Raw genomic sequence first — 24,606 nt, forward strand, 5'->3', positions numbered from 1 at the left:
CGGATGCCGCGAGGTCAATGCCTCGGCGGCCACCTGCACCTTGTGAGGCTCACCCCGGGGGGCAGATACTGACGCCATGGCTCCGGCCGACTCGCTGCAGGTCATCGACTGGGTCGCGCGCTACGACGAGCTCGCGGCACGTCGAGCCGTGCTCACAGCCGGTGAACTCGACGCCTTGGGCCTCGCGGCGTGGTTCCTCGGCCGTGAGGCCGAGAGCGAACGCGCATGGGATGACGCGCATCTCGCCTACCTCGACGCCGGTGACGCGGACGCCGCGATCCGGTGCGTGTTCTGGCTCGGCTTCACGCTGGCCGACCACGGCGAGGCCGTGCGGGCGGGCGCGTGGATGTCGCGGCTGTTCGAGCTGACCGGCTCCGTCGAGGAGACGCCGGACAACGCCGCGACGGCGGCGCTCTGCCGGGCGGTCGGGGCGTTCGCGAGCGGCCGGTTCGAGGCATCCGTCGACCTCGGCGAGCGCGCGGTCGACCTCGCCCATCTCGCCCGAGACGTCGACACCGAGGTGCTGGCGACCATGGGCCTCGGGCGTGCGCTCGTTCACGCCGGCCGCATCGGCGAGGGCTTCGCGTGCATGGACCGCGTCATGCTCGCCATCTCGTCGGGCCGGGTGAGCGATCGGGTGGCCGGCCCCGCCTACTGCGCCGTCATCGCGAGCTGCCTCGATCGCTGGGACGTCGATCGGGCTCGCGTCTGGACCCGCAGCCTCGGCGACTGGTGCGACGCGCAACGCGGGCTCGAGCCGTTCCGCGGCGAGTGCTCCGTGCACCGGGCGGGTGTGCTGCGACTGCTGGGCGAGTGGCCCGAGGCCGTGCTCACCCTCGAGGCCGTCTGCGAACGCGAACGCCGCGCCGAGACGCTCGAAGACGCCTACTACGGGCTCGGCGAGCTCTGCCGGCTCGTCGGCCGCCGACGCGACGCCGAGGCCGCGTACCGGCGGGCCGCCGAGCTCGGGCGCGAGGTGCAGCCCGGGTTCGCACTGCTCGCGCGCGACGCCCGACGATTCGCGGCAGCGCGCAGCGGTGTCGCCCGTGCGCTCGAGACGAATCCGGCTCCGGGGCCCCGGGCCGAACTGCTCGCCGCGCAGGTCGAACTCGAGGTCGAGCACGGCGACCGCGAGGTCGCCGGCCGGGCCGCGACCGCGCTCCGCGCGATGGCCGACCTGCTCGGCACCGTCTTCCTCGAGGCGCAGGCCGACCGCGCCGAGGCCCGACTCCTGATCGGCACGGATGCCCCGGAGCAGGCGCTGCCTCTGCTGCGCCGGTCGTGGGCCGTCTGGCGCCGACTCGAAGCCCCCTATGAGGCGGCGGTCACCCGCGTGCTCATGGCGCGGGCGAACCGAGCCTGCGGTGACGAGGAGGCGGCGCAACTCGAGTTCGACGCCGCACGCACGGTGCTCGCCGGCCTCGGTGCCGTCGCCGACCTCGACCGGCTCGAACGCCTGGCCGCCGAGAGCGGGGGCGCCGCGGCATCCGCGGGCCTGACGAGGCGCGAGCTCGAGGTGCTGCGCCTCGTCTCGAGCGGCCGCTCGAACCGGCGGATCGCGGCCGAGCTGTTCCTGAGCGAGCGCACCGTGGCGCGGCACGTCAGCAACATCCTCGGCAAGCTCGGGCTCGGCAGCCGGTCCGCCGCCACGGCCTTCGCGTTCGAGCACGGGCTGAACACGCCGAGCTGAGCGCCCGGTCGAATCGGGCACTCCCGATTTGGTCATTTCTGCCGACGCGGCCACCCTGCGGCATCCGTAGCGTCGCGTGAAAAGGAGGCCCTCATGTCCACCACCATCGACACCGCGGTGATCGGCGCCGGCGCCGCAGGCCTGATCGTCGGCAAGCAGCTCTCCGACCGGGGCGCACGCTTCGAGCTGTTCGACGAGCACTCGCGCGTCGGCGACTCCTGGCGCGAGCGCTACCGCTCGCTGCGACTGTTCACCCCGCGCCCGTTCCTCAGCCTGCCCGGCCTGCGCATCGACGAGGGCCGCTTCGCGTACCCCACCGGCGCGCAGATGGGCGACTACCTCGAACGCTACGCACGGCATTTCGCCCTGCCCGTGCGCGGCTCGACGAGGGTCGTGTCGCTGACTCGCTCCCGCGACGGCCGCTTCCGCCTCGAACTCGGGAACGGCGACGAGGTGACGGCCGAGCGAGTGGTCGTCACGACGGGTGCGCATCGCATCCCCGTCGTGCCGCAGTTCGCGAGCGAGCTCGATCCGTCGATCCGCCAGCTCCACTCGCTCGACTACCGCGGGCCCGAGCACCTCGCCGACGGCCCCGTGCTCGTCGTCGGCGCGGCCAACTCCGGCACGGACATCGCACTCGAAGCCGCACGCAGCGGCCACGCCGTCACGCTCGCGGGCCGGCATCCGGGTCATGTGCCGGTCGACATCGACACCCCGATCGGCAACCTCCTGGCCGGCGTCTTCATCACGCGCCTGCGCCGGATGACCATCGACACCCCGAAGGGTCGGGCGATGAAGGGCGCCGTGCTCGCCCACGGCGTGATGCTCGTGCGCAACAAGCCGGCAGCCCTCGACCGGGCGGGCGTCGTGCAGCTCGGCCGGATCACGGGCGTCGGGGCCGACGGCCCGGTCACCGCCGACGGCACGGTCGTCGAGGCGACGACCGTCGTCTGGTGCACGGGCTCACGCCCCGACCTCGGCTGGATCGACATCGACGGCGTCGTCGGCCCCGACGGCCGCCCCCTCGAGGAGCGCGGCCTGGCGAGCGGATGCCCCGGACTCGCGTTCGCCGGCATGCCGTTCCAGTACTCCGTGGCATCCTCGACGCTCATGGGCATGGACCGCGACGCGCGCTTCGTCGTGGACGCACTGCATCGAGCTCCTGTCGCCGCGCCGACGGTCTCGGCGTAGAGTCCGACGCAGGAGGCGCACATGAGCGGCGAGCTCGTCGTGGTGACCGGCGGCACGGGGTTCGTCGGAGCGCACTGCATCGTGCAGCTCCTCGAAGCCGGGCATCGCGTCCGCACGACCGTGCGCTCCCGCTCGCGTGCCGGGGATGTCAGGGACCTCGTGCGGGCCGGGCTCGCCGCGGCGGGCGTTGCCGGGCCCGCCCGCGTCGACGACGTCGAGGTCGTGCCCGCCGATCTCATGCACGACGAGGGCTGGCCCGAGGCCGTCGCAGGAGCCGATTTCGTGCTGCACGTGGCATCGCCCTTTCCGGTGCGCCAGCCGAAGGACGAGAACGAGCTGATCGTGCCGGCCCGCGACGGCGCGCTGCGAGTGCTCCGGGCCGCGCGCGCCGCCGGAGTCCGCCGGGTCGTGCAGACCTCGTCGTTCGCGGCGATCGGATACGGGCACCCGGTCGACCCGGGGCGGCCGTTCACCGAGGAGGACTGGACGAACCCCGACGGCCCGCACGTGACGCCCTACGTGAAGTCGAAGACGATCGCCGAGCGAGCGGCCTGGGACTTCGTCGAACACGCAGGCGGCGACCTCGAACTCGCGGTCGTGAATCCGGTCGCGATCTTCGGCCCCGCGCTCGGTCGCGACTTCTCGAGCTCCATCGAGATCCTGCTCGGCCTGCTGAACGGCCGAGTGCCTGCGGTTCCGCCCGGCACGACGACCGGTGTCGACGTGCGCGACGTCGCCGACCTCCACGTGCGCGCGATGACGCATCCGGATGCCGCGGGTGAGCGATTCCTCGCAGTGGCCGGCGATCCCATCACCTTCCACGACCTCGCCGTGATGCTGCACGACCGCCTCGGAGCCGACGCGAAGCACGTGCCGACGCGCGTGCTCCCTTGGTGGCTCGTGCGCGCCGGCGCACTCGTCAACGCCGAGCTGCGTGCGGTCGCGCCGCAGCTGCGGCGTTCGCAGGGGGCCTCGCACGAGAAGGCGGAGCGGATGCTCGGGTGGACTCCTCGCTCGACCGACGACGCGATCGTGGCCTCGGCCGAGAGCCTCGTGCGGCTCGGGCTCGTCAGGCCGTGACGGCGTCGCCGCCACGTACGATCGCAGCATGGACGAAGCGAGGAAGCCGGACGAAGCGCCGGACCCGGACGGATCCGAGGAGTCCGGCCGACCCGACGGACCGTGGTGGACGGGTGAGGACGAGGTCGGCGGCATCGGGTTCGCACGGTTCTTCGCGTACACGGGCCTGCTCATGGCGATCGCCTCGCTCGTCTTCGCCGTGGTGGCACCGCTCGAGGGCGAGGCGCTCCGCACGGTGTGGATCACGGGCTTCGCGGCGACGTCGATGTGGATCGCGTTCATAGCAGCCCCCCGGTACCGCAGGGAGGGTGCGCGGGTCTCGGCCGCGGTGCCGATCACGATGGCGCTCGGCGGGCTGACGATCGCGATCATGGTCTACGCCTTCGCCGCGATCGCGCTCGCCTCGATGGGGGTCGAGCTTCCCGCTCCCGCGCACTGGTTCGGCGAGGCGACCGCGCCGAGCGGCGTGGACGTCTGACCCAATCGCGCGCAACTCGACGTCGCAGAAGGTCACACGGAGACCGTGACCCGGCGTCATCCGACGACACGGTGCGCCACCCGACGACATCGAACCGGCGCCCCGAGCGACGTATGCCGTCATAGGCATTCACAGTGCGACACGCGTCGCACCGCGGCATCCTGCCCTCAATACGGTCGTGCTCATGCACCGAATCCGTACCTCCTCCGTGGCGCTCGGAGGCCGTCGTGGCTGACCTCGACTGGCTCTCGATCGCCGCGCTCGCCCTCATCGCCGTGCTCTTCGTCGGGCTCTTCCTGCTGCGCCGTGCCGGCGCGAAGTTCACGCTGCTCACGGTCATCGCGCTCGTCGTCGGCATCGGCGTCGGCCTCGCCTTCCAGGGACACCTCGACTACGTCGACGTCATCGGCACGATCTACGTCAACATCATCACGGCGGTCGTCGCGCCGCTCATCATCGTCTCGGTGCTCTCGAGCGTTACCTCGCTCGGCAGCCTCGCGAAGCTGCGCACGATCGGCCTGAGCTCGGTCTTCTGGCTGCTCGCGACGAACCTCATCGCGATCCTGCTGACCCTCGGACTCGCGCTCGCGACGGGCATCGGCAAGGGGGCGAACCTCGAGCTCGCGGGCGTCGACGGCTCGGCGCTGACCGGACTGCTCGCCCCGCTCGACGAGGTCATCGTCGGCCTCTTCCCGCACAACGTCGTCGGCGACATCTCGTCGAACAACATCATCGCGATCATCCTCTTCACGCTTCTGATCGCCGTCTCGTACCTCATCGTCGCCGACCGGAACGCCGAGAAGGTGCGGCCGTTCAAGGAGTTCGTGGATGCCACGCGGCGGGTGCTCTTCAAAGCCGTCGGGTTCATCATCGCCCTGACCCCGTATGCGGTGCTGGCGCTCGTCGCCGTCACGACCTCGACTGCGGTGGCCCGCATCGAGACGGCGCTCGCGCTCGTCGGTGTGCTCGTCGTCGCACTCGTCGCCTGCTTCGTCGACGCCTACCTCGTCAACGGCGTGCTGCTGCGCGTCTTCGCCGACCTGAACCCGCTGCGGTTCTTCCGCCTGCTGACCCCGGCGCAGTACACGGCGTTCACGACGCAGTCGAGCATCGGCACGCTGCCGCTCACGATCTCGACGCTGACGCGCAAGATCGGCGTCTCCGACGAGGTGGCGGGGTTCACCGCCCCGATCGGCACGACCATCGGCATGCCCGGCTGCGCCGGCATCTGGCCCACGCTCGTCGCCGTCTTCACGGTGAACGCCCTCGGCATCGAGTACACGCCGCTCGACTATGTCGTGCTCGTCGTGCTCGGCCTGCTCGTCTCGCTCGGCACCGCCGGCGTGCCCGGCACCGCGATCGTGACGGCGACGGCGGTGCTGACCGCGGTCGGACTGCCCGTCGAGGTGCTCGTGCTGCTCATTCCGATCAGCGCCATCGCCGGCACCGCGAGCACCATGGCGAACGTCACCGCAGCCGCCACGAGCGCCGCGATCGTCGCGCGCCGCGCTGGTGCGCTCGACGACGAGATCTTCGCCGGCCGCGCCGTGCACCGCGACGACCTCGACGAGGACGCGCTCGCCGAGACAGCCGAACACGGCGTCGTGGCGGATGCTGCCGCGCCCGCCTCCGCCACGACCGAACTCGCCGCCCGCCGCTGATGCGGCCGACCAGAAGGAAGACCCTCATGACCTCCCGTCTCAGCACCGCTCGCCGCGCCCGCGGCCTCCGCGGCTTCGCGGCGACCCTCGTGCTCGCGATCACCGTGCCGACGCTCGTGCTCATCAGCAGCAGCCCCGCTTCCGCCGCGGGCGACGTCTGCGACCTCTGCTCCATCAACTTCGACCTCGGCGCCTGCGAGAACGCCGGCGGGTACCCGTACGACAGCACGCAGGAGGACCCGCCGCCCGCCCTCGGCGGCGGCAGCGCTCCGGCACCCGCTCCCGCGCCTGCTCCGGCACCCGCGCCGGCTCCCGCACCTGCTCCCGCTCCGAACACCGGCACCTCCGGGGGTACCACGGGCTCGACGGGTGGCAGCTCGTCGGGGTCGTCCGGCGACTCGTCCGACGCCGCCCAGAAACCGGCCGGCGCGGCGGCACCTGCGGCCGTCGCGGCCACGGCACCCATCGCCCCGGCGGCGCCGCGCCTCACGGCCAAGGGCAGCTCGCTCACCGTCACGTGGGCCGCGCCGGCCGACGGCGGTTCCCCGGTGACGGGCTACAAGCTCTCGCTCAACAAGGGCACCGCGATCCCCCTGGCGGCGAGCGCCACCTCGCACACGTTCAAGGTGCTCGGCGCCGGCGCCTACACGGCGACCCTGATCGCCACGAACGCCGTCGGCGAGTCGCCCGTGTCGAGCGTGTCGAAGTCGGTGACCATCACCGCATCGACTGCCGAGCCCACCGCGCAGGCCGTCGAGACCGCCGCCGCCTCGAGCGGCGGGGCACCCGAATGGCTCGCCGGCGCCGGCATCCTCGTCGCTCTCGTCGCCGTCGGAGCGCTCGCACTGCTCGGCCAGCGGCTGTTCGCCCGCCGCCGCGCGAGCGCGGCGGCAGCCGGTGAGCAGCCCGACGAGACATCCGTGCCCGAATGACCGGCCCGACCCACCCCCAACAGAAAGGAAGCACCGTGCCCGACCACCAGCGCCCCACCCAGAGGCGGGCGGCGATGCTGACTGCCCTCGCCATCGCCGGCACCGTCGTGCTCGGCGGTGTCGCGGCGGCCCCGGCCACCGCAGCACCTTCGAGCCCGACCGACACCGTCGACTACTTCGACGACGCCTATGAGGGCCTCGGCCCCGACAGCGTCTACGAGACCGTCACGTTCGAACGGTTCGAGTACCTGCTCGGCCAGGAGGGACGCTTCGCGTTCCTCATCGGCGGACCCGAGGACGCGCAGACGGCGGCGACCGCCGGCCCGATCAACGACGTCGCGAAGGCGGCAGGAGTCGAGCGTATCTACAACTTCGACCCGCGCCTCGACGGCGACCGACTCGACATCCGCACGACGACGAACGCCGACGTCGCACCGCTCTGGGCCCGGCTCGTGGCGAACGCGCTCGGCAAGGACACGCAGACGCCGTTCGACGGCACCGACGACCCGACGCTCTTCGTCTACGACTCGGCCCACGTCGAAGGCGGTACTGAGGACCGCATCGTCTCGGCGATCACCACCCCGGTGACCGCTGAGCAGCTCGCCGACCCCGCCGCGCTCACCGCCTACAAGGCGGAGGTCGCCGCGGTGCTCGGCACGGCAGCGGACCTCGACACGAGCGACCAGTTCACGTTCACCGAGCAGGTCGTGAACGCCAAGCACGCCTCGGCCTACGGCGGCCGCGACGTCTACGGCGGCGCCACGGTGCTCGACGACGCCGATGCCGACTGGCGCGTCCAGACGGTCACCTACCCCGAGCTCGTGAACCTGCTCGAGAGCGACGGCGACTACGTGCTGCTCTTCGGCGGCACCTGGTGCCACAACACCCGCGCCGTGCTGAAGGAGGTCAACCGGCAGGCGGTCGCGAACGACGTCGCGAAGGTCTACTTCTTCGACCTGCGCCTCGACGGCAACTCGGGCAACGACCTGCACATCCGCGACACCGGCTCGGAGTTCGCGGACTTCTACGGCGACCTCGTCGCGACGTACCTGCCGAACCTCGTGACGCAGTACGTGCCGGGCGTCTCCGGCCAGGTCGACTACTTCCCCGGCGGCGACACCTCGACGGCGCTCGCGACCGCGAAGAAGCTGCAGGTGCCGTACCTGCTCGAGTACGACCGCTCGCGCACCCTGGGCGGCCAGCCCGCGCCGATCGCGCAGCAGTGGATCCACTCGAACGGCGACGGCACGTACAAGGAGTACATGACCGAGTGGTGGTACGTGAACGACCTGCCCGGCCGTTACGCCGACCGGCCCGACCCCGCCGGGCTCGCCGCCCAGCTCGCGTTCGCCGATGAGGCGATCGCCGCACTCGGCACCTTCTTCGACGCGCTGCCGTACGACCCCGAGGTCGTCGCCACCGCACCCGACGCGCCTGCTGCCCCCGTCTCGACGGTCGCCGGCACCGGGGTGACCGTGTCGTGGACGGCACCCGCCGACGGCGGCTCGCCGATCACGGAGTACCTCGTCTCGCTGAACGGCGGCGCCCCGGTCTCGGTGCCCGCTGGCACGACGACGCGCACCTTCACGGGGCTCGCGGCCGGCGAGTACACCGCGACGGTCGCCGCCCGGAACACGGTCGGCACCTCCGCGGCATCCGCTGCGTCTGCCGCCGTGACCGTGACGGCGGCGCCCGCCGTCGACCCGACGACCGTGAAGGGTTCGGTCGCGGTGACCGGCGACCTCGTGCCCGGCGGCCGCATCACGGTCGTCGGCACGAGCCTCGCGCCCGGCACCGGCGGCTTCGCGGTCGAGCTCCACTCGACGCCGCAGACGCTCGGCTCCGCGACGACGAACGGCGACGGCGGATTCACCTTCACGGGCACCATCCCGGCCGCGACGCCCGCCGGCGCCCACTCGATCGTCGTCACGATCGACGGCGTCGAGGTGGCAAGCGCCTCGATCACGGTCGCGGCAGGCTCCGGCGCGGGCTCGGCGAGCGCTGGTCTGGCCTCGACCGGCACCGCGTTCGTCGACGTGCTCGGATGGCTCGCGTTCGCCCTCATCGCCGCTGGCGGCGCGGCGTATGCGATCGTGCGAGTCCGGACGCGACGCGTGAGCTGACGACAGCGCGAACCGAACGGGGGTGGATGCCACGCGGCATCCGCCCCCGTTCTCGTTGCGTCCGCCCGGCGCGGGCCGTACCGCCGACCGGAACGTCCCCCAGTCCGGGGGTGATTCGGGGAAATCCGTCCGTTTTCGAGCATCGCGTATCTAGACTCCCTTCAACCCCAACGAGTCCGCGCTGCGCAACCCGAAATTCCGCCGTGGGCTCTCCGTGCCGAATCGATTCGGCGTACCCGAAGGACCCCATGAAACGCACGCTCTCCGCGCTCATGATCGCCGTGCTCGGCGCCGGCATCGCCGTCGTCGGCACCGCCGCGCCGGCATCGGCATCGACGCCCTCGGTCACTGCGAGCTGCATCTCGCTCGACGTGAACCTCGCCGACTACTCGACCGACCCCGGCACCCCCGAGGTGACCGAAGAGGTCGTCGTGACGCCCGCCGTCGCCGAGGTGAGTCACACCGACTACCAGTACGAGCAGTGGAAGCTCGGCAAGTGGCTGATCCCGTATGCGACGGGCGAGTTCCGCTGGGCCCACAAGGATGTCGGCGAGTACGACATCTACGACTGGGGCTTCTACAAGTTCACGGGCGCGACCCAGAAGCACATCGACATCGAGGCGAAGCCCGCCATCACCGAGACCGTCGTCGTCACCCCCGCGGTGCCGGCGAACCTCACCCCGAACACGGTCACCGTCGAGATCGACGGCGACGTCGTCCTCGACGGAGCCGCCTTCGGCGAGTCCTTCGACCAGTCGTTCGCACTCGACAAGTTCACCGAGCAGCCGTACACGGTGACCGTCACCTCGTTCGACGGCGAAGGCGCCGGCACCTGGCAGGGCACCTCCTCGGCGTGCGCACTCGGGGCTGCGAACGCCGCCGCCGTCATCGCGGCCTCGAGCTGCGGCGCCGTCGACATCACCGTCACCAACCCCGCCCTCGCCGACGACGCGATCAACGCGACCACGTCGGCAGTGGTCTACGTCGACGGTGAGGCGCAGCACTTCCTCGCGATCGCCGAGAACGGCACCGAGCAGCGCACGATCTCGTTCACCGAGGACTCCGGCGATCACAAGGTCGTCGTCCGCACCGGACCCGCGCACGGCGACGTCGTGCTCGCGTCGGCGACCGTGCCGACCGACTGCGAGGAGAACGCCGGCCCCGTCGAGCCGATCGTCGGCGAGCTCTCGGTCACGGGCAGCCTCGTCCCAGGCGGCGCCATCACCGTCACCGGCACCGGCTTCGCGCCGAACACGCAGTACGACGTCGAGCTCCACTCGACGCCCCAGGCGCTCGGCACTGCGACGACCGACGGCAACGGCGACTTCATCCTCCTCGCCACGATCGGCACCGCCACCCCGGCCGGCGACCACGACGTGGTCGTGTTCCTCGACGGCGACGAGATCACGAGCACCGGCATCGTGGTCGCTGCGACGAACACGCCCGGTGCGACGGGCTCGAGCACGGCTCCGGCAGCGGCAGCCTCGACCGCCGGCGCGAAGCCGGCCGCCGGCCTCGCCGAGACCGGCGTCGACGCGAACGGCATCATGCTGCTCGCCCTGGCGATGCTCCTCGCGGGCGGCGCCGCCTTCGGCATCACGCGCGCCGCACGCTCGCGCGCCTGACGCACCCGAACGACCGAGGCCCCGTGGCGCACGCCACGGGGCCTCTCGTCGTTCCGGCCGCTAGGCTCGACGCAGTGACACGGGGTGCCGTGCGCCGCTTCACCCGAAGCGGGCATGGCTGAGAACACACCCGTCGAACCTGATCTAGTTCGAACTAGCGAAGGGATGTCGCGTTGAGCGATCGTCTGTCCATCGACCCTGCCCACTCGAGCGCACAACTGCTCGACCGTCTCCGCGACCGCGTGCCACTCGTGCAGTGCATCACGAACACCGTGGTCTCGGGCTTCACCGCGAACTCGCTGCTCGCGATCGGCGCCGCACCCGCCATGGTCGACATCGTCGGCGAGTCGGCTGCCTTCGCGCGAATCGCGAGCGGCCTCCTCGTGAATCTCGGCACGCCGTCGCCCGAACAGCGTGCTGCTGCTCGCGAGGCCGTCGGCGCCGCCCACGAAGCGGGCACGCCGTGGGTCCTCGACCCGGTCGCCATCGGTGCCCTGCCCATCCGCACGGCACTCGCGCATGAGCTCGTCGAGCTGCGACCCTCCGTCATCCGCGGCAACGCGAGCGAGATCCTCGCCCTCGCGGGCGTCGGAGCGGGCGGGCGCGGCGTCGACGCCGCCGACTCGACCGAGGCAGCAGCCGAAGCCGCGGCGCTGCTCGCCGCCCGGTTCGGCTCGGTCGTCGCCGTCTCGGGTCCGGTCGACCTCATCACCGACGGACGCAGCACGGTGCGCATCTCGAACGGCGACGCCCTGCTCACTCGCGTCACGGGCGGCGGATGCGCCCTCGGGGCGGTGATGGCCGCATTCGTCGCGATCGCCGACGACGCCTTCACCGGCGCGGTCGCCGCGGCGCTCGTCTACACGGTGGCCGCGGAGCTCGCCGCGGCCGGCGCCGAGGGTCCCGGCACGTTCGCGCCCAGGTTCCTCGACGCGCTCGCGGCGGTCGGCCCGGCAGAGGTGCGGGAGCGCGCACGTGTCTCCGACACAGTCGGGGACGTTGCAGTGGCATCCGCCACCGCGGCGTTCGGCGTCGCGACCGGGGCCGACGCGTGAACGCGCGCACGGCCCTCGACCTCTCGCTCTACCTCGTCACCGACTCGGCCCTCTGCGGCGAGCGCGGTGTCGTCTCCGTCGTGGCCGAGGCCGTCGCGGGCGGCGTGCGGGTGGTGCAGGTACGCGACAAGGGCGCCGCGGCATCCGCGCTGCTCGCCCAGCTCGAGGCCTTCGCCGAGGTGATCGGCGGGAGGGCGGCCCTGCTCGTGAACGACCGTCTCGACCTCGCGATCGCGGCGCGGGCGAGCGGCGTGCCCGTCGACGGCGTGCACCTCGGCCAGGACGACGCTGCGGCTGCCATCGCGCGCGACCGGCTCGGACCCGACGCCGTGATCGGACTCACCGCGAACACGCCCGCCCACCTCGAGGCGCTGCGCCGGATGCCCCGTGGCACAGTCGACTACCTCGGTGTCGGCGTGATCAGGCCGACGGCGACGAAGCCCGATCACCCGCCCGCCCTCGGCATCGACGGCTTCGCGCGCTTCGCTGCGGAGGCGGAACTGCCGTGCGTCGCGATCGGCGGCATCGTGCCGGCCGATGTCGCACCGCTCCGCGAGGCCGGGGCCGCCGGCGTCGCACTCGTCTCGGCGATCTGCTCGGCCGACGACCCGCGGGCAGCCGCCCGCGATCTCGCCGCCCGGTGGGAGGCTGCGCGATGACGGCACGAGTGCTGAGCATCGCCGGCAGCGACCCCTCCGGAGGTGCCGGCATCCAGGCCGACCTGAAGTCGATCGCCGCCGTGGGCGGCTACGGCATGGCCGCGATCACCGCACTGACCGCCCAGAACACGCGCGGGGTGCGTGACGTTCACGTGCCACCGGCGAGCTTCCTCGCGGCACAGCTGGAGGCGATCTCCGACGACATCACGATCGACGCCGTGAAGCTCGGCATGCTCGCGAACGCCGAGGTCATCCGCACCGTCGCCGACTGGCTCGCACGCACCCGTCCGCCGATCGTCGTGCTCGACCCCGTCATGGTCGCCACGAGCGGCGACCGCCTGCTCGACGCAGACGCCGAATCGGCGATGCGCGAGCTGTTGCCGCTCGCCGACCTCGTCACCCCGAACCTCGCCGAACTCGCGGTGCTCGCGGGCTCCGGCGAGGGGCCGCCGGTCGTCGCGTCGACGTGGGCCGAGGCGATCGCGCAGGCCGAGAGCGTCTCGGCGCGCTACGGAGTGCGAGTGCTCGCGAAGGGCGGCCACCTCGCCGGCGACACCGCGCCCGACGCGCTCGTCGACGCCGCCACCGCGACGATCGTCGACTTCGGCGGCGAACGCATCGCCACGACGGCGACGCACGGCACCGGTTGCTCGCTCTCGTCGGCGATCGCGACCCTCGCCGCCGAGCACGGAGACTGGCCGGCCGCGATCGCGGAGGCCCGCCGCTGGCTGCGGGAATCGCTGCGTCACGGCGAGGCCCTCGGGGTCGGCGACGGGCACGGCCCCGTCAACCACTTCGCCGGCCTCTGGTCGCGCGGCGGCACTCGCACTGCGCCGACGCCGGCAGAGGTCGAGGCCGAGTGGTGGGCCGACATCGCCGACGTGCGGCGGGAGATCGACGAACTGCCGTTCATCCGCAGCCTCGCCGACGGTTCCCTCTCGCGCGAACCGTTCCTCGCCTACCTCGCGCAGGACGCGCTCTACCTGCGCGACTACGCTCGCGTGCTCTCGGAGGCCGCGAGACTCGCACCGGATGCCCCGGCGCAGGCGTTCTGGGCGAACTCCGCCCACGGATCGATCGTCGGCGAGCTCGAGCTGCACGAGAGCTGGCTCGGTTCGGAGGCGGGCACCGCGGCATCCGCATCGCCCGACCCGACGACCACCGCGTACCTCGACCACCTGCTCGCGACCGCGCAGCGCGGCGATCACGCCGTGCTCATCGCGGCCCTGCTGCCGTGCTTCTGGATCTACACCGACCTCGGCGAACGCCTCGCCGCGGGCGAGTTCGGCGAGACCGCACTCGATCCGGGGCATCCGTACGCCTCGTGGCTCGCGACCTACGCCGATCCCGGCTTCGCCGTCGCGACGCGCGAGGCGATCGGCTTCGTGACGCGGGCGGCCTCGGGCGCGACGCCCGAGCATCGCGAGCGGATGCACCGCGCATTCGTCGCCTCGGCGCGGCACGAGTCGGCGTTCTTCGCGGCGCCGCTCGCGGCCGCGGCAGCGTCTGCGTCTGCGACGTCGGCAGGCGCGGTGACCGCGTGAGCGGCGGAGCGGGCGCACTCGCGACTGCGCCCGCCGAAGGCGCACCCGACGTGACCCGAAGCCGCCGTGCCGTCACCGCGGCGGCCTTCGGCACCGTGCTCGAGTGGTACGACTTCTTCCTCTACGGCACGGCCGCGGCGCTCGTCTTCCCGACGCTGTTCTTCCCCGCCGACGACCCGCTCACGAGCCTGCTGCTCTCGTTCGCCGTGTTCGCGACGGGCTTCGTGGCGCGGCCGCTCGGAGGCCTCGTCTCCGGGTACCTCGGCGATCGCTTCGGCCGCCGCCGCGTGCTCGTGGCGACACTGCTCACGATGGGCGTCGCCACCGCCCTCATCGGCCTGCTGCCGACGCACGCGCAGGTCGGTGCGCTCGCGCCCGTGCTGCTCGTCGTGCTGCGGCTCGTGCAGGGGCTCGCGACGGGTGGCGAGTGGAGCGGCGCCGTGCTGCTCGCCCTCGAGCAGTCGCCCCTGCGGCGCGGGTTCCGCGGGGCGTTCATCTCGAGCGCGGTGTACGTCGGACTCATCCTCGGCAACCTCGCCTTCATGCTGCTCATCGCTCTCCTCGACGACGAGGCGCTCTACGCCTGGGGCTGGCGCGTGCCGTTCCTCGCAAGCCTCGTGCTCGTCGCGGTCGGATGGCGACTGCGACGCCGGGTGGACGAGTCACCCGAATTCGTCGCGATGCTCGAGGCCCGTCGGGAGGCGCGTCGGCCCGTCTCCGAGGTGCTCCGCAGGCCCCGAGGCGTGCTCGCCGTGTTCCTCGTGCGCGTCGGCGTCAACACGACCTTCTACGTCGTCTCGGTGTTCTGCCTGAGCTACGCGTCGACCGTCGTCGGCATGCCCCGAGAGGTCACCCTCGCCGCGCTGCTCATCGGGGCCGCGGTCGCCGCGGTGCTGTGCCCGTTCTGGGGTGCGCTCGGCGATCGCATCGGGCCGCGTCGCCTCGTGGTGTGGAGCCTCGCCGCGTTCGCCGTGCTCGCCGCGCCCCTCTTCCTCGTGCTCGACACGGGGTCTGCGGCGCTCGTCATCGGCGTCGTGGTCGCTGCGATCGGCATCGTGAACTCGGCCTCCGACGGGGTGCAGCCCGCGTACTTCACCGCGATGTTCGACACGCGCGTGCGGTACTCGGGCATCTCGATCGGACGCGAGGCGGGAGCGATCGTCGGCGGCGGACTCGCCCCGCTCGCGGCGACCGCGCTGCTCGCCCAGTTCGGGCACTGGTGGCCGATCGCAGCGATGATGGCCATCGCCGCGATCGTCGGACTCGTCGGCACGGCGATCGCGCCGCGCGAGCGCGGGTAGGCGCGGGCACGGCGGCACGGCCGACGCCCCGAGACGCGAACGGGCCCGCCTCGATCGGAGGCGGGCCCGTTCGGTGTACTGCGGCGAGGACTACGCGCCGAGCAGCGTCAGCGAGTCGATGACGCGGTTCGAGAAGCCCCACTCGTTGTCGTACCAGGCGACGACCTTGATGTGGCGGCCGTCGACACGCGTGAGCTCGGCGTCGAAGATCGACGAGTGCGGGTTGCCGACGATGTCGCTCGAGACGAGCGCCTCGTCGGAGTACTCGAGCACACCCTCGAGCGGGCCCTCTGCAGCGGCCTTGTAGGCGGCGAGCACCTCGTCGAGGGTGACGTCCTTCGAGACCGTCGTGTTGAGCTCGACGATCGAGCCGACCGGCACGGGCACGCGCATCGAGTCGCCGTTGAGCTTGCCGTCGAGCTTCGGCAGCACGAGGCCGATGGCCTTCGCGGCACCGGTCGACGACGGCACGATGTTGACGGCGGCGGCGCGGGCGCGACGCGGGTCGGAGTGGGGCGCGTCCTGCAGGTTCTGGTCCTGCGTGTAGGCGTGGATCGTCGTCATGAAGCCGTGCTCGATGCCGGCGAGGTCGTCGAGCACCTTCGCGAGCGGGGCGAGCGCGTTCGTGGTGCACGACGCGTTCGAGACGATGACGTGCGAAGCGGCGTCGTAGGCCTCGGTGTTCACGCCGTAGGCGAGGGTGACGTCGGCGCCCTTCGACGGAGCCGAGACGAGCACCTTCCTGGCGCCGGCGGCGAGGTGGGCCTTGGCGGCCTCGGCGTCGGTGAAGCGACCGGTCGACTCGAGCACGACGTCGACGCCGAGCTCGCCCCAGGGCAGCTGTGCGGGGTCGCGCTCGGCGAGCACCTTGACGCGGCGGCCGTCGATGACGAGCACATCGCCGTCGACCTCGACGGAGTATCCGAAGCGGCCGGCAGTGCTGTCGTACTTCAGCAGGCGGGCGAGGCCGGCGGGGTCGGTGAGGTCGTTGACGGCGACGAGTTCGAGGTCGGCGCCGCGCTCGACGAGTGCGCGCACGACGTTGCGGCCGATGCGTCCGAAGCCGTTGATGGCGATGCGGGTGGTCATGGCGGGGTGATTCCTTTCGATGCGGACGCCTCCTACTCTCGTCCGTTCGACTGCCGGGCGGCAGTGGCGTGCAGGTCAGCATCCGCAAGGATCCCGCCAGATCTCCTACTCCCCCGCGGCGAAGGTGTGCCGGTAGTCGCTCGGCGAGACCCCGAGGATGCGCTGGAAGTGCAGCCGCAGGTTCGCCCCGGTGCCGAGGCCGGCGCGCGCGGCGATCTGCTCGACCCCGAGGTCGCTGCGCTCGAGCAGTTCGCGCGCCATGTCGACCCGCGCCCGCAGCACCCACTGCATCGGCGTGTACCCGGTGTCCTCCACGAAGCGGCGCGAGAAGGTGCGCGGCGAGACGTTGGCGTTGCGCGCGAGCGCGTCGAGTGTGAGGGGTTCGTCGAGCCGGCGCAGCGCCCACTCCCGCGTCGCCGCGAACACGGGACCGAGCTCGGGCGGCAGGCTCCGCGGAATGTACTGCGCCTGCCCGCCGCTGCGGTACGGGGCGGCCACGAGGCGCCGCGCGGCGTGGTTCGCGACGGCCACGCCGTGATCCCGGCGCACGAGGTGCAGGCAGAGATCGATGCCCGAAGCGGCCCCGGCCGAGGTCAGCACTGCGCCCTCGTCGACGAACAGCACGTTGGTGTCGACCCTGATGAGCGGATGCCTCGTGGCGAGCGCTCGCGTGTAGTGCCAGTGCGTCGTGGCACGGCGACCGTCGAGCAGGCCCGTCGCCGCGAGCGCGAAGGCACCGGTCGAGATCGCGGCGAGCCTCGCCCCGCGCGCGTGCGCGGCCAGGAGCGCATCGACGACCGCTGCGGGCGGCTCGTCCCGATCGGGGTGCCGATAGCCCGGGATGAACACGGTCTCGGCCCACTCGAGCGCGTCGAGCCCGTCGGCCACGTGGTACGAGAGCCCGTCGCCGCCCGTCACGAGCCCGGGTGCCGCGCCGCACACCCGCACCTCGTAGGGCATGCTCGCGCGGGTCGAGAACACCTGGGCGGGGATGCCGACGTCGAGCGGCTTCGCGCCCGGCAGCACGAGCACGGCGACGCGATGGTTGCGACGGGTCATCCGGCCAGAATGCCATGTGCCGAAAGAATTCGGCCACCAGAGCTGCCACAACTCACGTGCCGAAAGAATTCGGCCACCAGAGCTGCCACAACTCATGGGCCGAAAGGAATCGGCCAGTCGCGGCTCAGGCGCGCCGTTGCTCGGCGGCCGCCTCCTCCGGCCCCTCGGCCGGGAGGAGCGCCTGCCGTCGACGTGTCACGAGATACGAGCCGGCGAGCACGAGCGCGAACCCGACGACCGTCCACACCGTCACCCGCTCGCCGAGCACGAGCGCACCGGCGATGATCGCCACCGCGGGGTTGACGTACGTGATCGCGGTGGCCTTCACCGGGCCGATCTCGGCGACCAGGCCCACCATCAAGAGGAACGCGAGCGCGCTGCAGACGACGGCGAGCACGACGATCGACACGATGACCGCCTGCGACGGCCACGCCGTCGGCCAACCGCCCGTGACGAGCACGAACGGCACGTAGACGACGGCGGTCGCCGCGAGCGACACGGCGACGACGCCGACACCGGGCAGGTCCGACATCCACCGAGCGAGGATCGCCGGGCCGAGCGCGTAGCCCACCACCACGACCAGCATCTGCGCGACCGCGATCAGGTCCGAGCCCGCGATGTCGAGGCCGACGAGCGCCGCGACGCCGAGCATGCCGAGCGAGAGGCCGAGCCAGTTCAGGCCCGAGAGCCGCTCGGGGCGACCCATCACGAACGCGATCGCCACGCCGGCGAGGGGAACGGTGGCGAGCAGGAGGCCCGCGGTCGAGCTGGGCAGGCGCTGCTCCGCCGAACTCAGGAAGTACCACGGGAGGATGATCTCGACGATCGTGTAGGCGAGCATCGGCTTCCAGCGACGCACCACCGGCGCCACCTCGCGGCGGAAGAATGCGAGCGGCAGCAGCAGGATCGCCGCCAGCCCGGCACGGCCCAGCACCACCATCGCGGGGTCGAGCTCGCTCACCGCCACCTTGATGAACAGGTACGGGATGCCCCAGGCGATGCCGAGCGCGGCGAACAGGATCAGCCCTCGACGAGTCACCGGCTCATTCTGATCCTCAGGCCGGAGACCCGCGACGCATCCGCTGCCGAATCACCGCGACATCCCGCCACCGACGGCGCCCGACACGGCCACGGCGACGGCGCCCGACACGGCGGCGGGGGGTCACTCGACCGGTGGCAGCGCGTCGAGCGCGGCGAGCACCCGGCCCACGGCGCCGCCGAGGTTCCACTCCGTCGCGAGCGCCTCGAACGCCTCGCGGCGAGCACCGGTGACGGGCCGCAGTCGCGAGTCGAACTCGCCGAGATCGAGGTCGCGCACGACCTCGACGACGGTCGGGGCGACGTCGAGGTAGTCGGCGGCGGCCGCGAACTTCGCGCGCACGCTCGCCGACATCGGCACCGAGGCATCCGCTGCAGCAGCTCGGATGCCGTCGAGGTCGACGAACTGCTGCAGCAGCGACGCGGCGGTCTTCTCGCCGACGCCGGCGACTCCGGGCAGTCCGTCGGACGTGTCGCCGCGCATGACCGAGAAGTCCACGTACTGCTGCGGCAGCACCCCGTACTTGCCGACCACCGAGGCGTCGGTCAGCACCTCGAGCCTGCTCATGCCGCGCGCCGTGTAGATCACGCGAACGGATGCCTCGTCGTCGACGAGCTGGAAGAGGTCGCGGTCGCCCGTCACGACGTCGACGGGCAGGTCGGCACCGGTCGCGAGCGTGCCGATGACGTCGTCGGCCTCGTGCTCGGGGGCGCCCACGACGGCGATGCCGAGGAGGCCGAGCACCTCGCGGATGCGCGGGATCTGCACGATGAGCCCCGCCGGGGTCTCCTCGACGTCGACGCCGTCGGGCACGGCGCGTTCGACGCGATGCGCCTTGTAGCTGGGGATGAGGTCGACCCGCCACGCCGGGCGCCAGTCGTCGTCCCAGCAGGCCACGAGGTGCGTCGCCTCGAAGTCGGTGACGAGGCGCGCGATCATGTCGAGCAGCCCGCGCACGGCGTTCACGGGGGTGCCGTCGGGCGCCGTGATCGAGTCGGGCACGCCGTAGAACGCGCGGAAGTAGAGCGAAGCGGTGTCGAGGAGCATCAGTCGGTCGGCCACAGGCCGATCATGGCACGGCCTCGCCCGCGCTCCTACCCCGGGAACGTCTCGGCCCAGTCGCCTGCGGCGTCGAGCACGTCGACGTCGCCGCGGTCGCCGAGCAGCTCCCACCGCTGCAGCGACACCGGCACGTTGCCGTTCAGCCACAGGGAGTCGTGGAACTCCCGGAGCGAGAAGTCGTCGCCCTGCGCGACGACGGCGTCGGCGAGCAGTCGCTGCACCTCGAGCTTTCCGACGAGGTACGCCATCGCGAGCCCCGGCGTCGCCACGTAGTAGGAGGTCTCTTCAGTGGCCGTCGGGGCATCCATCGGCACGAGGCGGACGAAGTGGTCGATCGCCTCGTCGAGGCCGAAGGCGCCGGTCGCGAGATTCACGTCGACGACCACGCGCAGCGCGCGCAGCCGCATGAAGTTGTGCACGATCGTCTGCGAGTGCGGCGCATCGTCGAAGAGCCCGGCGTCGAGCATGAGCTCTTCGTTGTAGTGGGCGATGCCCTCGTTGGCGACCGAGTCGACGTAGTGCCGCCGCATGGCTCGCGGGTGCCCCCACGAGAGCGCGAGCTGCTGGCTGTGCGCCCCCTCGTGGATGATGCCGAGTCTCGGGTCGCGTACGTTCGCGGCGTCGAAGTACGGGAGCTCGGCCGCCGGTGCCGGCACGTAGGAGACGGCATCGCGCTCGCGCGACCGCTCGTTCGTGAGATCGTCGGTGACGCCGAGGAAGGCGACGGGTTCGAGGTAGCCGGGGTACTCCGAGAAGCGATAGGCGCGCAGCGACTCGGGCTGGCTCAGCAGGCCCTCGCGCTCGTACAGGCTCCGAACCTCGACCTCCGCCTCGGCCTGGGCGGCGACCTCGGCCGCGACGTCCACCGCGAGCGGCGCCTCGGCCACGTCGCGGTGCCGGTTGCGCGAGATCGTCTCGGCCGCGACCGCGCGCCGGTACTCCTGCAGGGCACCGCGCACGAGCTCTTCGGGCTCCGCCGCGACGAGCGCGACGTGCCGCAGGTACCAGACGAAGGCGGCGCGGCCCACGACGACCTCGGGTCCGAGACGGTCGGCGGATGCCTCGAGCCACTGCGCGTAGCCGGTGAGCGCCGTGCTCGCTGCGGGCTGCGCCCCGGCGAGCGCGGCAGCCGTCGCGGCATCGACGTGCGCGGTGAGCGCCGCCACCGAGGCGGCGAGACGCGGGCCGACATCGGCGAGCTCGGCCGCCGCCACCCGCGCGAGCGCGGCGACTCCGGCTCGCTCGAGGTTCGCGATCGCCTGCACGACGGCCTGCGGAACGGACTCGAGCACGGCCACGAGATCAGCCTGCCGCGCCGCATCGAAGGGCGGCGGCGCGAGCAGCAGGTCGAACCACGGACCGATGACCTGGCTCGTGAGGAAGACGGCGTCGCGCTCCCAGTTGCGGAGCACGTCGAGCTCCCAGCGCACGCGCGCGAGCGCCGACCCCAGCAGGCGGTGGTCGACCTGGTCGGGCACCGGCAGCGCCGCGGCATCCGTCGCCCGCCATCGCTCGACGAACCCGGCGAGCTCGCCTCGCTGCAGTTCGATCGCTGCTGGGTCGAACCGCGGCACCCAGCCGGCCGGGCGCTCGATGCGCGGGATGTCGTCGGAGGTGCGGAACGAGTTCGCGGCGCGCCACTGCCAGAACTCGGTGCCGAGGCGTGCGAGGTCTGCATCGATCTGAGCCATGCCGGCCACGTTAGTCCCGTGCGCCGACACCGCGATCGCGTGCGCAGGCACCGGCGGCCCCGGCGCGGGGCGGTGCGGCGCAGCGCGGGCCTCGCTAGCGTGGAGCGCATGAGCGGTACGCCGAACGAGCCGACCGAGCACTCCGATCCGGGCAGCCCCCCGGCACGGGCAGCGGATGCCGCGGGCACGACGCCGCACCGGTCGCTCCCGCCCGTGCAGCGGTGGGTGTTCTGGCCGGCCGCCGGCGTCGTGGCCCTCTTCGTGGCGTTCGCGCTCATCGCCCCGAAGGCGGCCGAGTCGATGTTCGGCGCGATCCAGGCGGGCATCGTCAACACCTTCAACTGGTACTACGTGCTCATCGCCGCGTTCTTCGTGGCGTTCTGCCTATTCGTCGGGTTCAGCCGGTTCGGCGACATCAAGCTCGGGCGCGACGACGACGAGCCCGAGTTCTCGCTGCTCTCGTGGTTCTCGCTGCTCTTCGCGGCGGGCATGGGCATCGGCCTCGTCTTCTACGGGGTGAGCGAGCCGCTCAGCCACTTCGTCTCACCGCGACCGGGTGTCACCGGCACGCCCGAGGCGCTCGCGCAACAGGCCCTCAGCCAGACCTACCTGCACTGGGGCGTGCAGGCGTGGTCGATCTACGTCGTCGTCGGCCTCGGGCTCGCCTACGCGATCCACCGGCGTCGCCGCCCGATCTCGATCCGCTGGACCCTCGAGCCGCTGCTCGGCAAGCGCGTCGAGGGCGGCTGGGGTCACACGATCGACGTCATCGCGCTCGTCGGCACGCTCTTCGGCGTCGCGACGTCGCTCGGCCTCGGCGTGCTGCAGATCAGCGCGGGCCTCGACTACGCCGGCATCCTGGAGCCGAGCGCGATCAGCGAGGTGATCATCATCCTCGTGATCTCGGTCTTCGTGCTGTGGTCGGTGCTCTCGGGCGTCACGAAGGGCATGAAGTGGCTCTCGACCGCGAACCTCGTGTTCGCCGGCATCCTCGTGCTGTACGTGCTCGCGATGGGGCCGACCGAGTTCCTGCTGCGCGAGTTCGTGCAGTCGATCGGCAACTACATCCAGAACTTCGTCGGCCTCTCCTTCAACGTGAGCGCCTTCCAGGGCACCGAGGGCGAGGAGTGGCAGGCCTCGTGGACCTCCTTCTACTGGGGCTGGTGGATCTCGTGGGCGCCGTTCGTCGGCATCTTCATCGCACGGGTGTCGAAGGGGCGCACCGTGCGCCAGTTCGTCACCGGCGTCATCCTCGTGCCCACCCTCATCGGCATCCTCTGGTTCGCCGTGCTCGGCGGGTCGGCGCTCGCGATCGAGCTCGCCGATCCCGGCGCGCTCACCCAGCCCGACGGCAGCGTCAACGTCGAGGCCGCGCTGTTCGAGCTGCTCACCTACATCCCCGGCACGCCGGTGCTGACGATCGGCGTGATCCTGCTCATCACGATCTTCTTCGTCACGTCGGCCGACTCGGGCGCCCTGGTGATGGGCATGATCGCCACCGGCGGGCAGCTGAACCCGAAGCGCTGGATCCGCACCTTCTTCACGGGGATCACGGCGCTGCTCGCGATCGCGCTCCTACTCAGCGGCGGCCTCAAGGCGCTGCAGACCGCCGCGATCATCATCGCGCTGCCGTTCAGCATCGTGATGCTCATGATCTGCTGGTCGACGATCATCGCGTTCACGCGTGAGCGACGCGCCTACGCGAAGGCCGAACGCGCGCAGTTCATCGACCACATCGGCGAGCACTACGGACTCGAGGTCGAGGAGCCGCTCGAGCGCGGCCTCGTCGCCGGGCAGCCGAACTGGGTGCGCGGGCTGCGCAGGCGGCTACGCCTGGGCACGGATGCCGCGCCGCCGCGCCGTGCCTCCCCCGCGACGCTCGCCGAGGAGAACGCCCTGCCCGACTCGGTGCCGACCGCCGACGTCGACGCGATCGTCGACCACGACCCGCTCGCCGACACCGACGACCCCGACATCCCCGAGCACGGCGAAGACGAGCCCCGCGGCATCCCGCAATAGCGCGGCCCGGGGCGGGCCGCCCGCAGTAGCGTTGGACCCATGGGCATGACCGACACGTTGCGCGCCTCGAGGCGGGTGCCCATCCTGCAGATCGCGAAGGCGTCGGCCGCGACGATCGCCGCGTGGCTCGTCGCGGGCTGGCTGATCCCGGGGCCGCTGCCCGTGTTCGCCGCGATCGCGGCGCTGCTCGTGGTGCAGCCGAGCGTGAACCAGTCGTTCGGCAAGGCCATCGAGCGATCGATCGGCGTGATCCTCGGGGTGATCGTCGCCACCGCGGCGTCGCTCGTCTTCGGAACCGACAGCTGGATCATCCTCGTCACGATCGTGATCGCCATGCTCGTCGCATGGGCGCTCAAGATGACGCCCGGCACCTCGAACCAGGTCGCGATCAGCGCGATGCTCGTGCTCGCCCTGGGCTCGTCGTCACCCGCGTACGCCGTCGACCGCATCCTCGAGACCCTCATCGGCGCGGCGATCGGCATCATCGTCAACGCGCTCATCGTGCCGCCGGTCGCCGTCTCGCCCGCACGCCGCGACCTGTCATTGCTCGGCGGCGAGCTCGCGGCGTCCCTCGACCGTCTCGCGAGCGCGCTCGAGAGCACGCAGACGCCGGCCGACCTGCAGCGGCTCATGGTCGAGGCCCGCCTCATGCGGCCGATGCGCGATGCAGCGGATGCCTCGATCGCCACGGGTGAGGAATCGCTGACGCTGAACCCCCGTCGCTCCGCGCATCGCACCGAGCTCATCGAGATGCGCACGCTGCTCGAGCGTTTGAGCCCGATCGTCACGCAGGTGATCGGCATGACCCGCGCCTTCTTCGACCACTACGACGCGGCGCTCGCCGACGAGCCCACCGTGCAGGCGATCGCCGAGCAGCTGCGGCGAGCCGCACACGACGTTCGGCTCGCCGTGCACCTGGCCGACGTCGACCCCGAGCCGCTCACCTCGGCGATCCCGGCCCTGACGTCGCCGCTCGTGATCACCCCGCCGAAATCCGGACACTGGATCCTCATCGGCTCGCTCATGGAAGACCTTCGGCGCATCCGCGCCGAACTCGTCGAGGAGGAGTGACCCGGCCGTCAGCTGAGTCGGTCGCGCACCGCCGCACCCCACTGGAACCCGCACTCGCGGCAGTCGAAGATGGGTGCATCGTCGAGCGCGACCGCGCCGGACGCGTCACCGGCCTCGACCTCGAAGTCGAGGGGTCCGTAGACGATCGCGCGCACCGCGAGGGAATCGCAGCGGGGACACGGCTCATCGATCACCAGGTGGGGTGCTGAGTGCTGCATCTGCTTCGTCATGGCTGTC

The 24,606-nt window shown here is 71.9% G+C and carries 20 protein-coding genes and 1 riboswitch; of the genes, 14 read left to right on the top strand and 6 right to left on the bottom strand.

The window, feature by feature from the left end; all coding sequences use genetic code 11:
* The first annotated feature begins 76 nt into the window (after positions 1-76).
* The 12 genes from ACFCVM_RS08025 to ACFCVM_RS08080 all read left to right on the top strand — a co-directional run bounded on the left by ACFCVM_RS08025 (position 77) and on the right by ACFCVM_RS08080 (position 15,339).
* The gene (locus ACFCVM_RS08025; protein ID WP_375835594.1) at positions 77-1,690 is read left to right on the top strand and encodes a LuxR C-terminal-related transcriptional regulator; all 1,614 of its coding nucleotides are present in this window, start codon (positions 77-79) and stop codon (positions 1,688-1,690) included.
* Positions 1,691-1,783: 93 nt separating this feature from the next.
* Positions 1,784-2,881 (top strand): flavin-containing monooxygenase, encoded by a 1,098-nt coding sequence (locus ACFCVM_RS08030; protein WP_375835595.1) that lies wholly within the window; start codon positions 1,784-1,786, stop codon positions 2,879-2,881.
* 21 nt (positions 2,882-2,902) lie between these two features.
* Positions 2,903-3,961 carry an NAD-dependent epimerase/dehydratase family protein gene (locus ACFCVM_RS08035; protein WP_375835596.1) on the top strand — a complete coding sequence of 353 codons (1,059 nt, stop codon included), beginning with the start codon at positions 2,903-2,905 and terminating at the stop codon, positions 3,959-3,961.
* 28 nt (positions 3,962-3,989) lie between these two features.
* The gene (locus ACFCVM_RS08040; RefSeq protein ID WP_375835597.1) at positions 3,990-4,439 is read left to right on the top strand and encodes a hypothetical protein; all 450 of its coding nucleotides are present in this window, start codon (positions 3,990-3,992) and stop codon (positions 4,437-4,439) included.
* Positions 4,440-4,666: 227 nt separating this feature from the next.
* Positions 4,667-6,100, top strand: a complete 1,434-nt coding sequence (locus ACFCVM_RS08045; RefSeq protein WP_375835598.1) for a dicarboxylate/amino acid:cation symporter — start codon at positions 4,667-4,669, stop codon at positions 6,098-6,100.
* 26 nt (positions 6,101-6,126) lie between these two features.
* Complete coding sequence (locus tag ACFCVM_RS08050; RefSeq protein ID WP_375835599.1) at positions 6,127-7,032, top strand: fibronectin type III domain-containing protein; 906 nt, start codon at positions 6,127-6,129, stop codon at positions 7,030-7,032.
* Between the two features lie 74 nt (positions 7,033-7,106).
* On the top strand, positions 7,107-9,155 hold the full coding sequence (locus ACFCVM_RS08055; protein WP_375835600.1) for a fibronectin type III domain-containing protein: 2,049 nt from the start codon (positions 7,107-7,109) through the stop codon (positions 9,153-9,155).
* Positions 9,156-9,403: 248 nt separating this feature from the next.
* Positions 9,404-10,780 carry a hypothetical protein gene (locus tag ACFCVM_RS08060; RefSeq protein ID WP_375835601.1) on the top strand — a complete coding sequence of 459 codons (1,377 nt, stop codon included), beginning with the start codon at positions 9,404-9,406 and terminating at the stop codon, positions 10,778-10,780.
* A 70-nt stretch (positions 10,781-10,850) separates the two neighbouring features.
* Positions 10,851-10,963, top strand: a riboswitch (TPP riboswitch).
* Entirely contained in the window at positions 10,954-11,835 is an 882-nt protein-coding gene (thiM, locus tag ACFCVM_RS08065; protein WP_375835602.1) for a hydroxyethylthiazole kinase, read from the top strand. Its footprint overlaps the riboswitch before it by 10 nt.
* Positions 11,832-12,494, top strand: a complete 663-nt coding sequence (gene thiE / locus ACFCVM_RS08070; RefSeq protein ID WP_375835603.1) for a thiamine phosphate synthase — start codon at positions 11,832-11,834, stop codon at positions 12,492-12,494. The genes thiM and thiE overlap by 4 nt, the downstream gene beginning before the upstream one ends.
* Positions 12,491-14,038: a bifunctional hydroxymethylpyrimidine kinase/phosphomethylpyrimidine kinase gene (locus ACFCVM_RS08075; RefSeq protein WP_375835604.1), complete on the top strand. Its 1,548-nt coding sequence runs from the start codon at positions 12,491-12,493 to the stop codon at positions 14,036-14,038. Before thiE ends, ACFCVM_RS08075 begins: the two co-directional genes overlap by 4 nt.
* A 50-nt stretch (positions 14,039-14,088) precedes the next feature.
* Positions 14,089-15,339 carry an MFS transporter gene (locus tag ACFCVM_RS08080; RefSeq protein WP_375835605.1) on the top strand — a complete coding sequence of 417 codons (1,251 nt, stop codon included), beginning with the start codon at positions 14,089-14,091 and terminating at the stop codon, positions 15,337-15,339.
* A gap of 90 nt (positions 15,340-15,429) precedes the next feature.
* Here ACFCVM_RS08080 and gap read toward each other — a convergent pair whose 3' ends face one another.
* The 5 genes from gap to ACFCVM_RS08105 form a co-directional block, all read right to left on the bottom strand.
* Positions 15,430-16,428: a type I glyceraldehyde-3-phosphate dehydrogenase gene (gene gap / locus ACFCVM_RS08085; protein ID WP_375835606.1), complete on the bottom strand. Its 999-nt coding sequence runs from the start codon at positions 16,426-16,428 to the stop codon at positions 15,430-15,432.
* A gap of 105 nt (positions 16,429-16,533) precedes the next feature.
* A complete protein-coding gene (locus ACFCVM_RS08090; protein ID WP_375835607.1) occupies positions 16,534-17,487 on the bottom strand; it encodes a GlxA family transcriptional regulator in 954 nt (317 codons plus the stop codon).
* A 124-nt stretch (positions 17,488-17,611) separates the two neighbouring features.
* Complete coding sequence (locus ACFCVM_RS08095) at positions 17,612-18,526, bottom strand: DMT family transporter (protein WP_375835608.1); 915 nt, start codon at positions 18,524-18,526, stop codon at positions 17,612-17,614.
* 123 nt (positions 18,527-18,649) lie between these two features.
* On the bottom strand, positions 18,650-19,588 hold the full coding sequence (locus tag ACFCVM_RS08100) for a 5'-3' exonuclease H3TH domain-containing protein (protein WP_375835609.1): 939 nt from the start codon (positions 19,586-19,588) through the stop codon (positions 18,650-18,652).
* 32 nt (positions 19,589-19,620) lie between these two features.
* Positions 19,621-21,279, bottom strand: a complete 1,659-nt coding sequence (locus ACFCVM_RS08105) for a DUF885 family protein (RefSeq protein ID WP_375835610.1) — start codon at positions 21,277-21,279, stop codon at positions 19,621-19,623.
* A 108-nt stretch (positions 21,280-21,387) separates the two neighbouring features.
* Here ACFCVM_RS08105 and ACFCVM_RS08110 point away from each other — a divergent pair, with 108 nt between their 5' ends.
* Positions 21,388-23,298 carry a BCCT family transporter gene (locus ACFCVM_RS08110; RefSeq protein WP_375835611.1) on the top strand — a complete coding sequence of 637 codons (1,911 nt, stop codon included), beginning with the start codon at positions 21,388-21,390 and terminating at the stop codon, positions 23,296-23,298.
* Positions 23,299-23,337: 39 nt separating this feature from the next.
* Positions 23,338-24,369 (top strand): aromatic acid exporter family protein, encoded by a 1,032-nt coding sequence (locus ACFCVM_RS08115; protein WP_375835612.1) that lies wholly within the window; start codon positions 23,338-23,340, stop codon positions 24,367-24,369.
* 8 nt (positions 24,370-24,377) lie between these two features.
* Here the strand turns inward: ACFCVM_RS08115 and ACFCVM_RS08120 are convergent, their stop codons facing one another.
* The gene (locus tag ACFCVM_RS08120) at positions 24,378-24,599 is read right to left on the bottom strand and encodes a hypothetical protein (protein WP_375835613.1); all 222 of its coding nucleotides are present in this window, start codon (positions 24,597-24,599) and stop codon (positions 24,378-24,380) included.
* Positions 24,600-24,606: the final 7 nt, after the last annotated feature.

It is taken from the genome of Agromyces sp. NPDC056389 (assembly GCF_042262385.1).
Classification (GTDB): domain Bacteria; phylum Actinomycetota; class Actinomycetes; order Actinomycetales; family Microbacteriaceae; genus Agromyces.

Excerpts from the sequence above, each read along its gene's own strand:
- gap (WP_375835606.1), bottom strand. The coding sequence starts at position 16,428 with ATGACCACCCGCATCGCCATCAACGGCTTCGGACGCATCGGCCGCAAC.
- ACFCVM_RS08110 (WP_375835611.1), top strand. The coding sequence starts at position 21,388 with ATGAGCGGTACGCCGAACGAGCCGACCGAGCACTCCGATCCGGGCAGC.
- ACFCVM_RS08040 (WP_375835597.1), top strand. The coding sequence starts at position 3,990 with ATGGACGAAGCGAGGAAGCCGGACGAAGCGCCGGACCCGGACGGATCC.
- ACFCVM_RS08115 (WP_375835612.1), top strand. The coding sequence starts at position 23,338 with ATGGGCATGACCGACACGTTGCGCGCCTCGAGGCGGGTGCCCATCCTG.
- ACFCVM_RS08055 (WP_375835600.1), top strand. The coding sequence starts at position 7,107 with ATGCTGACTGCCCTCGCCATCGCCGGCACCGTCGTGCTCGGCGGTGTC.
- ACFCVM_RS08060 (WP_375835601.1), top strand. The coding sequence starts at position 9,404 with ATGAAACGCACGCTCTCCGCGCTCATGATCGCCGTGCTCGGCGCCGGC.
- ACFCVM_RS08105 (WP_375835610.1), bottom strand. The coding sequence starts at position 21,279 with ATGGCTCAGATCGATGCAGACCTCGCACGCCTCGGCACCGAGTTCTGG.
- ACFCVM_RS08035 (WP_375835596.1), top strand. The coding sequence starts at position 2,903 with ATGAGCGGCGAGCTCGTCGTGGTGACCGGCGGCACGGGGTTCGTCGGA.
- ACFCVM_RS08030 (WP_375835595.1), top strand. The coding sequence starts at position 1,784 with ATGTCCACCACCATCGACACCGCGGTGATCGGCGCCGGCGCCGCAGGC.
- ACFCVM_RS08120 (WP_375835613.1), bottom strand. The coding sequence starts at position 24,599 with ATGACGAAGCAGATGCAGCACTCAGCACCCCACCTGGTGATCGATGAG.
- ACFCVM_RS08050 (WP_375835599.1), top strand. The coding sequence starts at position 6,127 with ATGACCTCCCGTCTCAGCACCGCTCGCCGCGCCCGCGGCCTCCGCGGC.
- ACFCVM_RS08075 (WP_375835604.1), top strand. The coding sequence starts at position 12,491 with ATGACGGCACGAGTGCTGAGCATCGCCGGCAGCGACCCCTCCGGAGGT.
- ACFCVM_RS08025 (WP_375835594.1), top strand. The coding sequence starts at position 77 with ATGGCTCCGGCCGACTCGCTGCAGGTCATCGACTGGGTCGCGCGCTAC.
- ACFCVM_RS08090 (WP_375835607.1), bottom strand. The coding sequence starts at position 17,487 with ATGACCCGTCGCAACCATCGCGTCGCCGTGCTCGTGCTGCCGGGCGCG.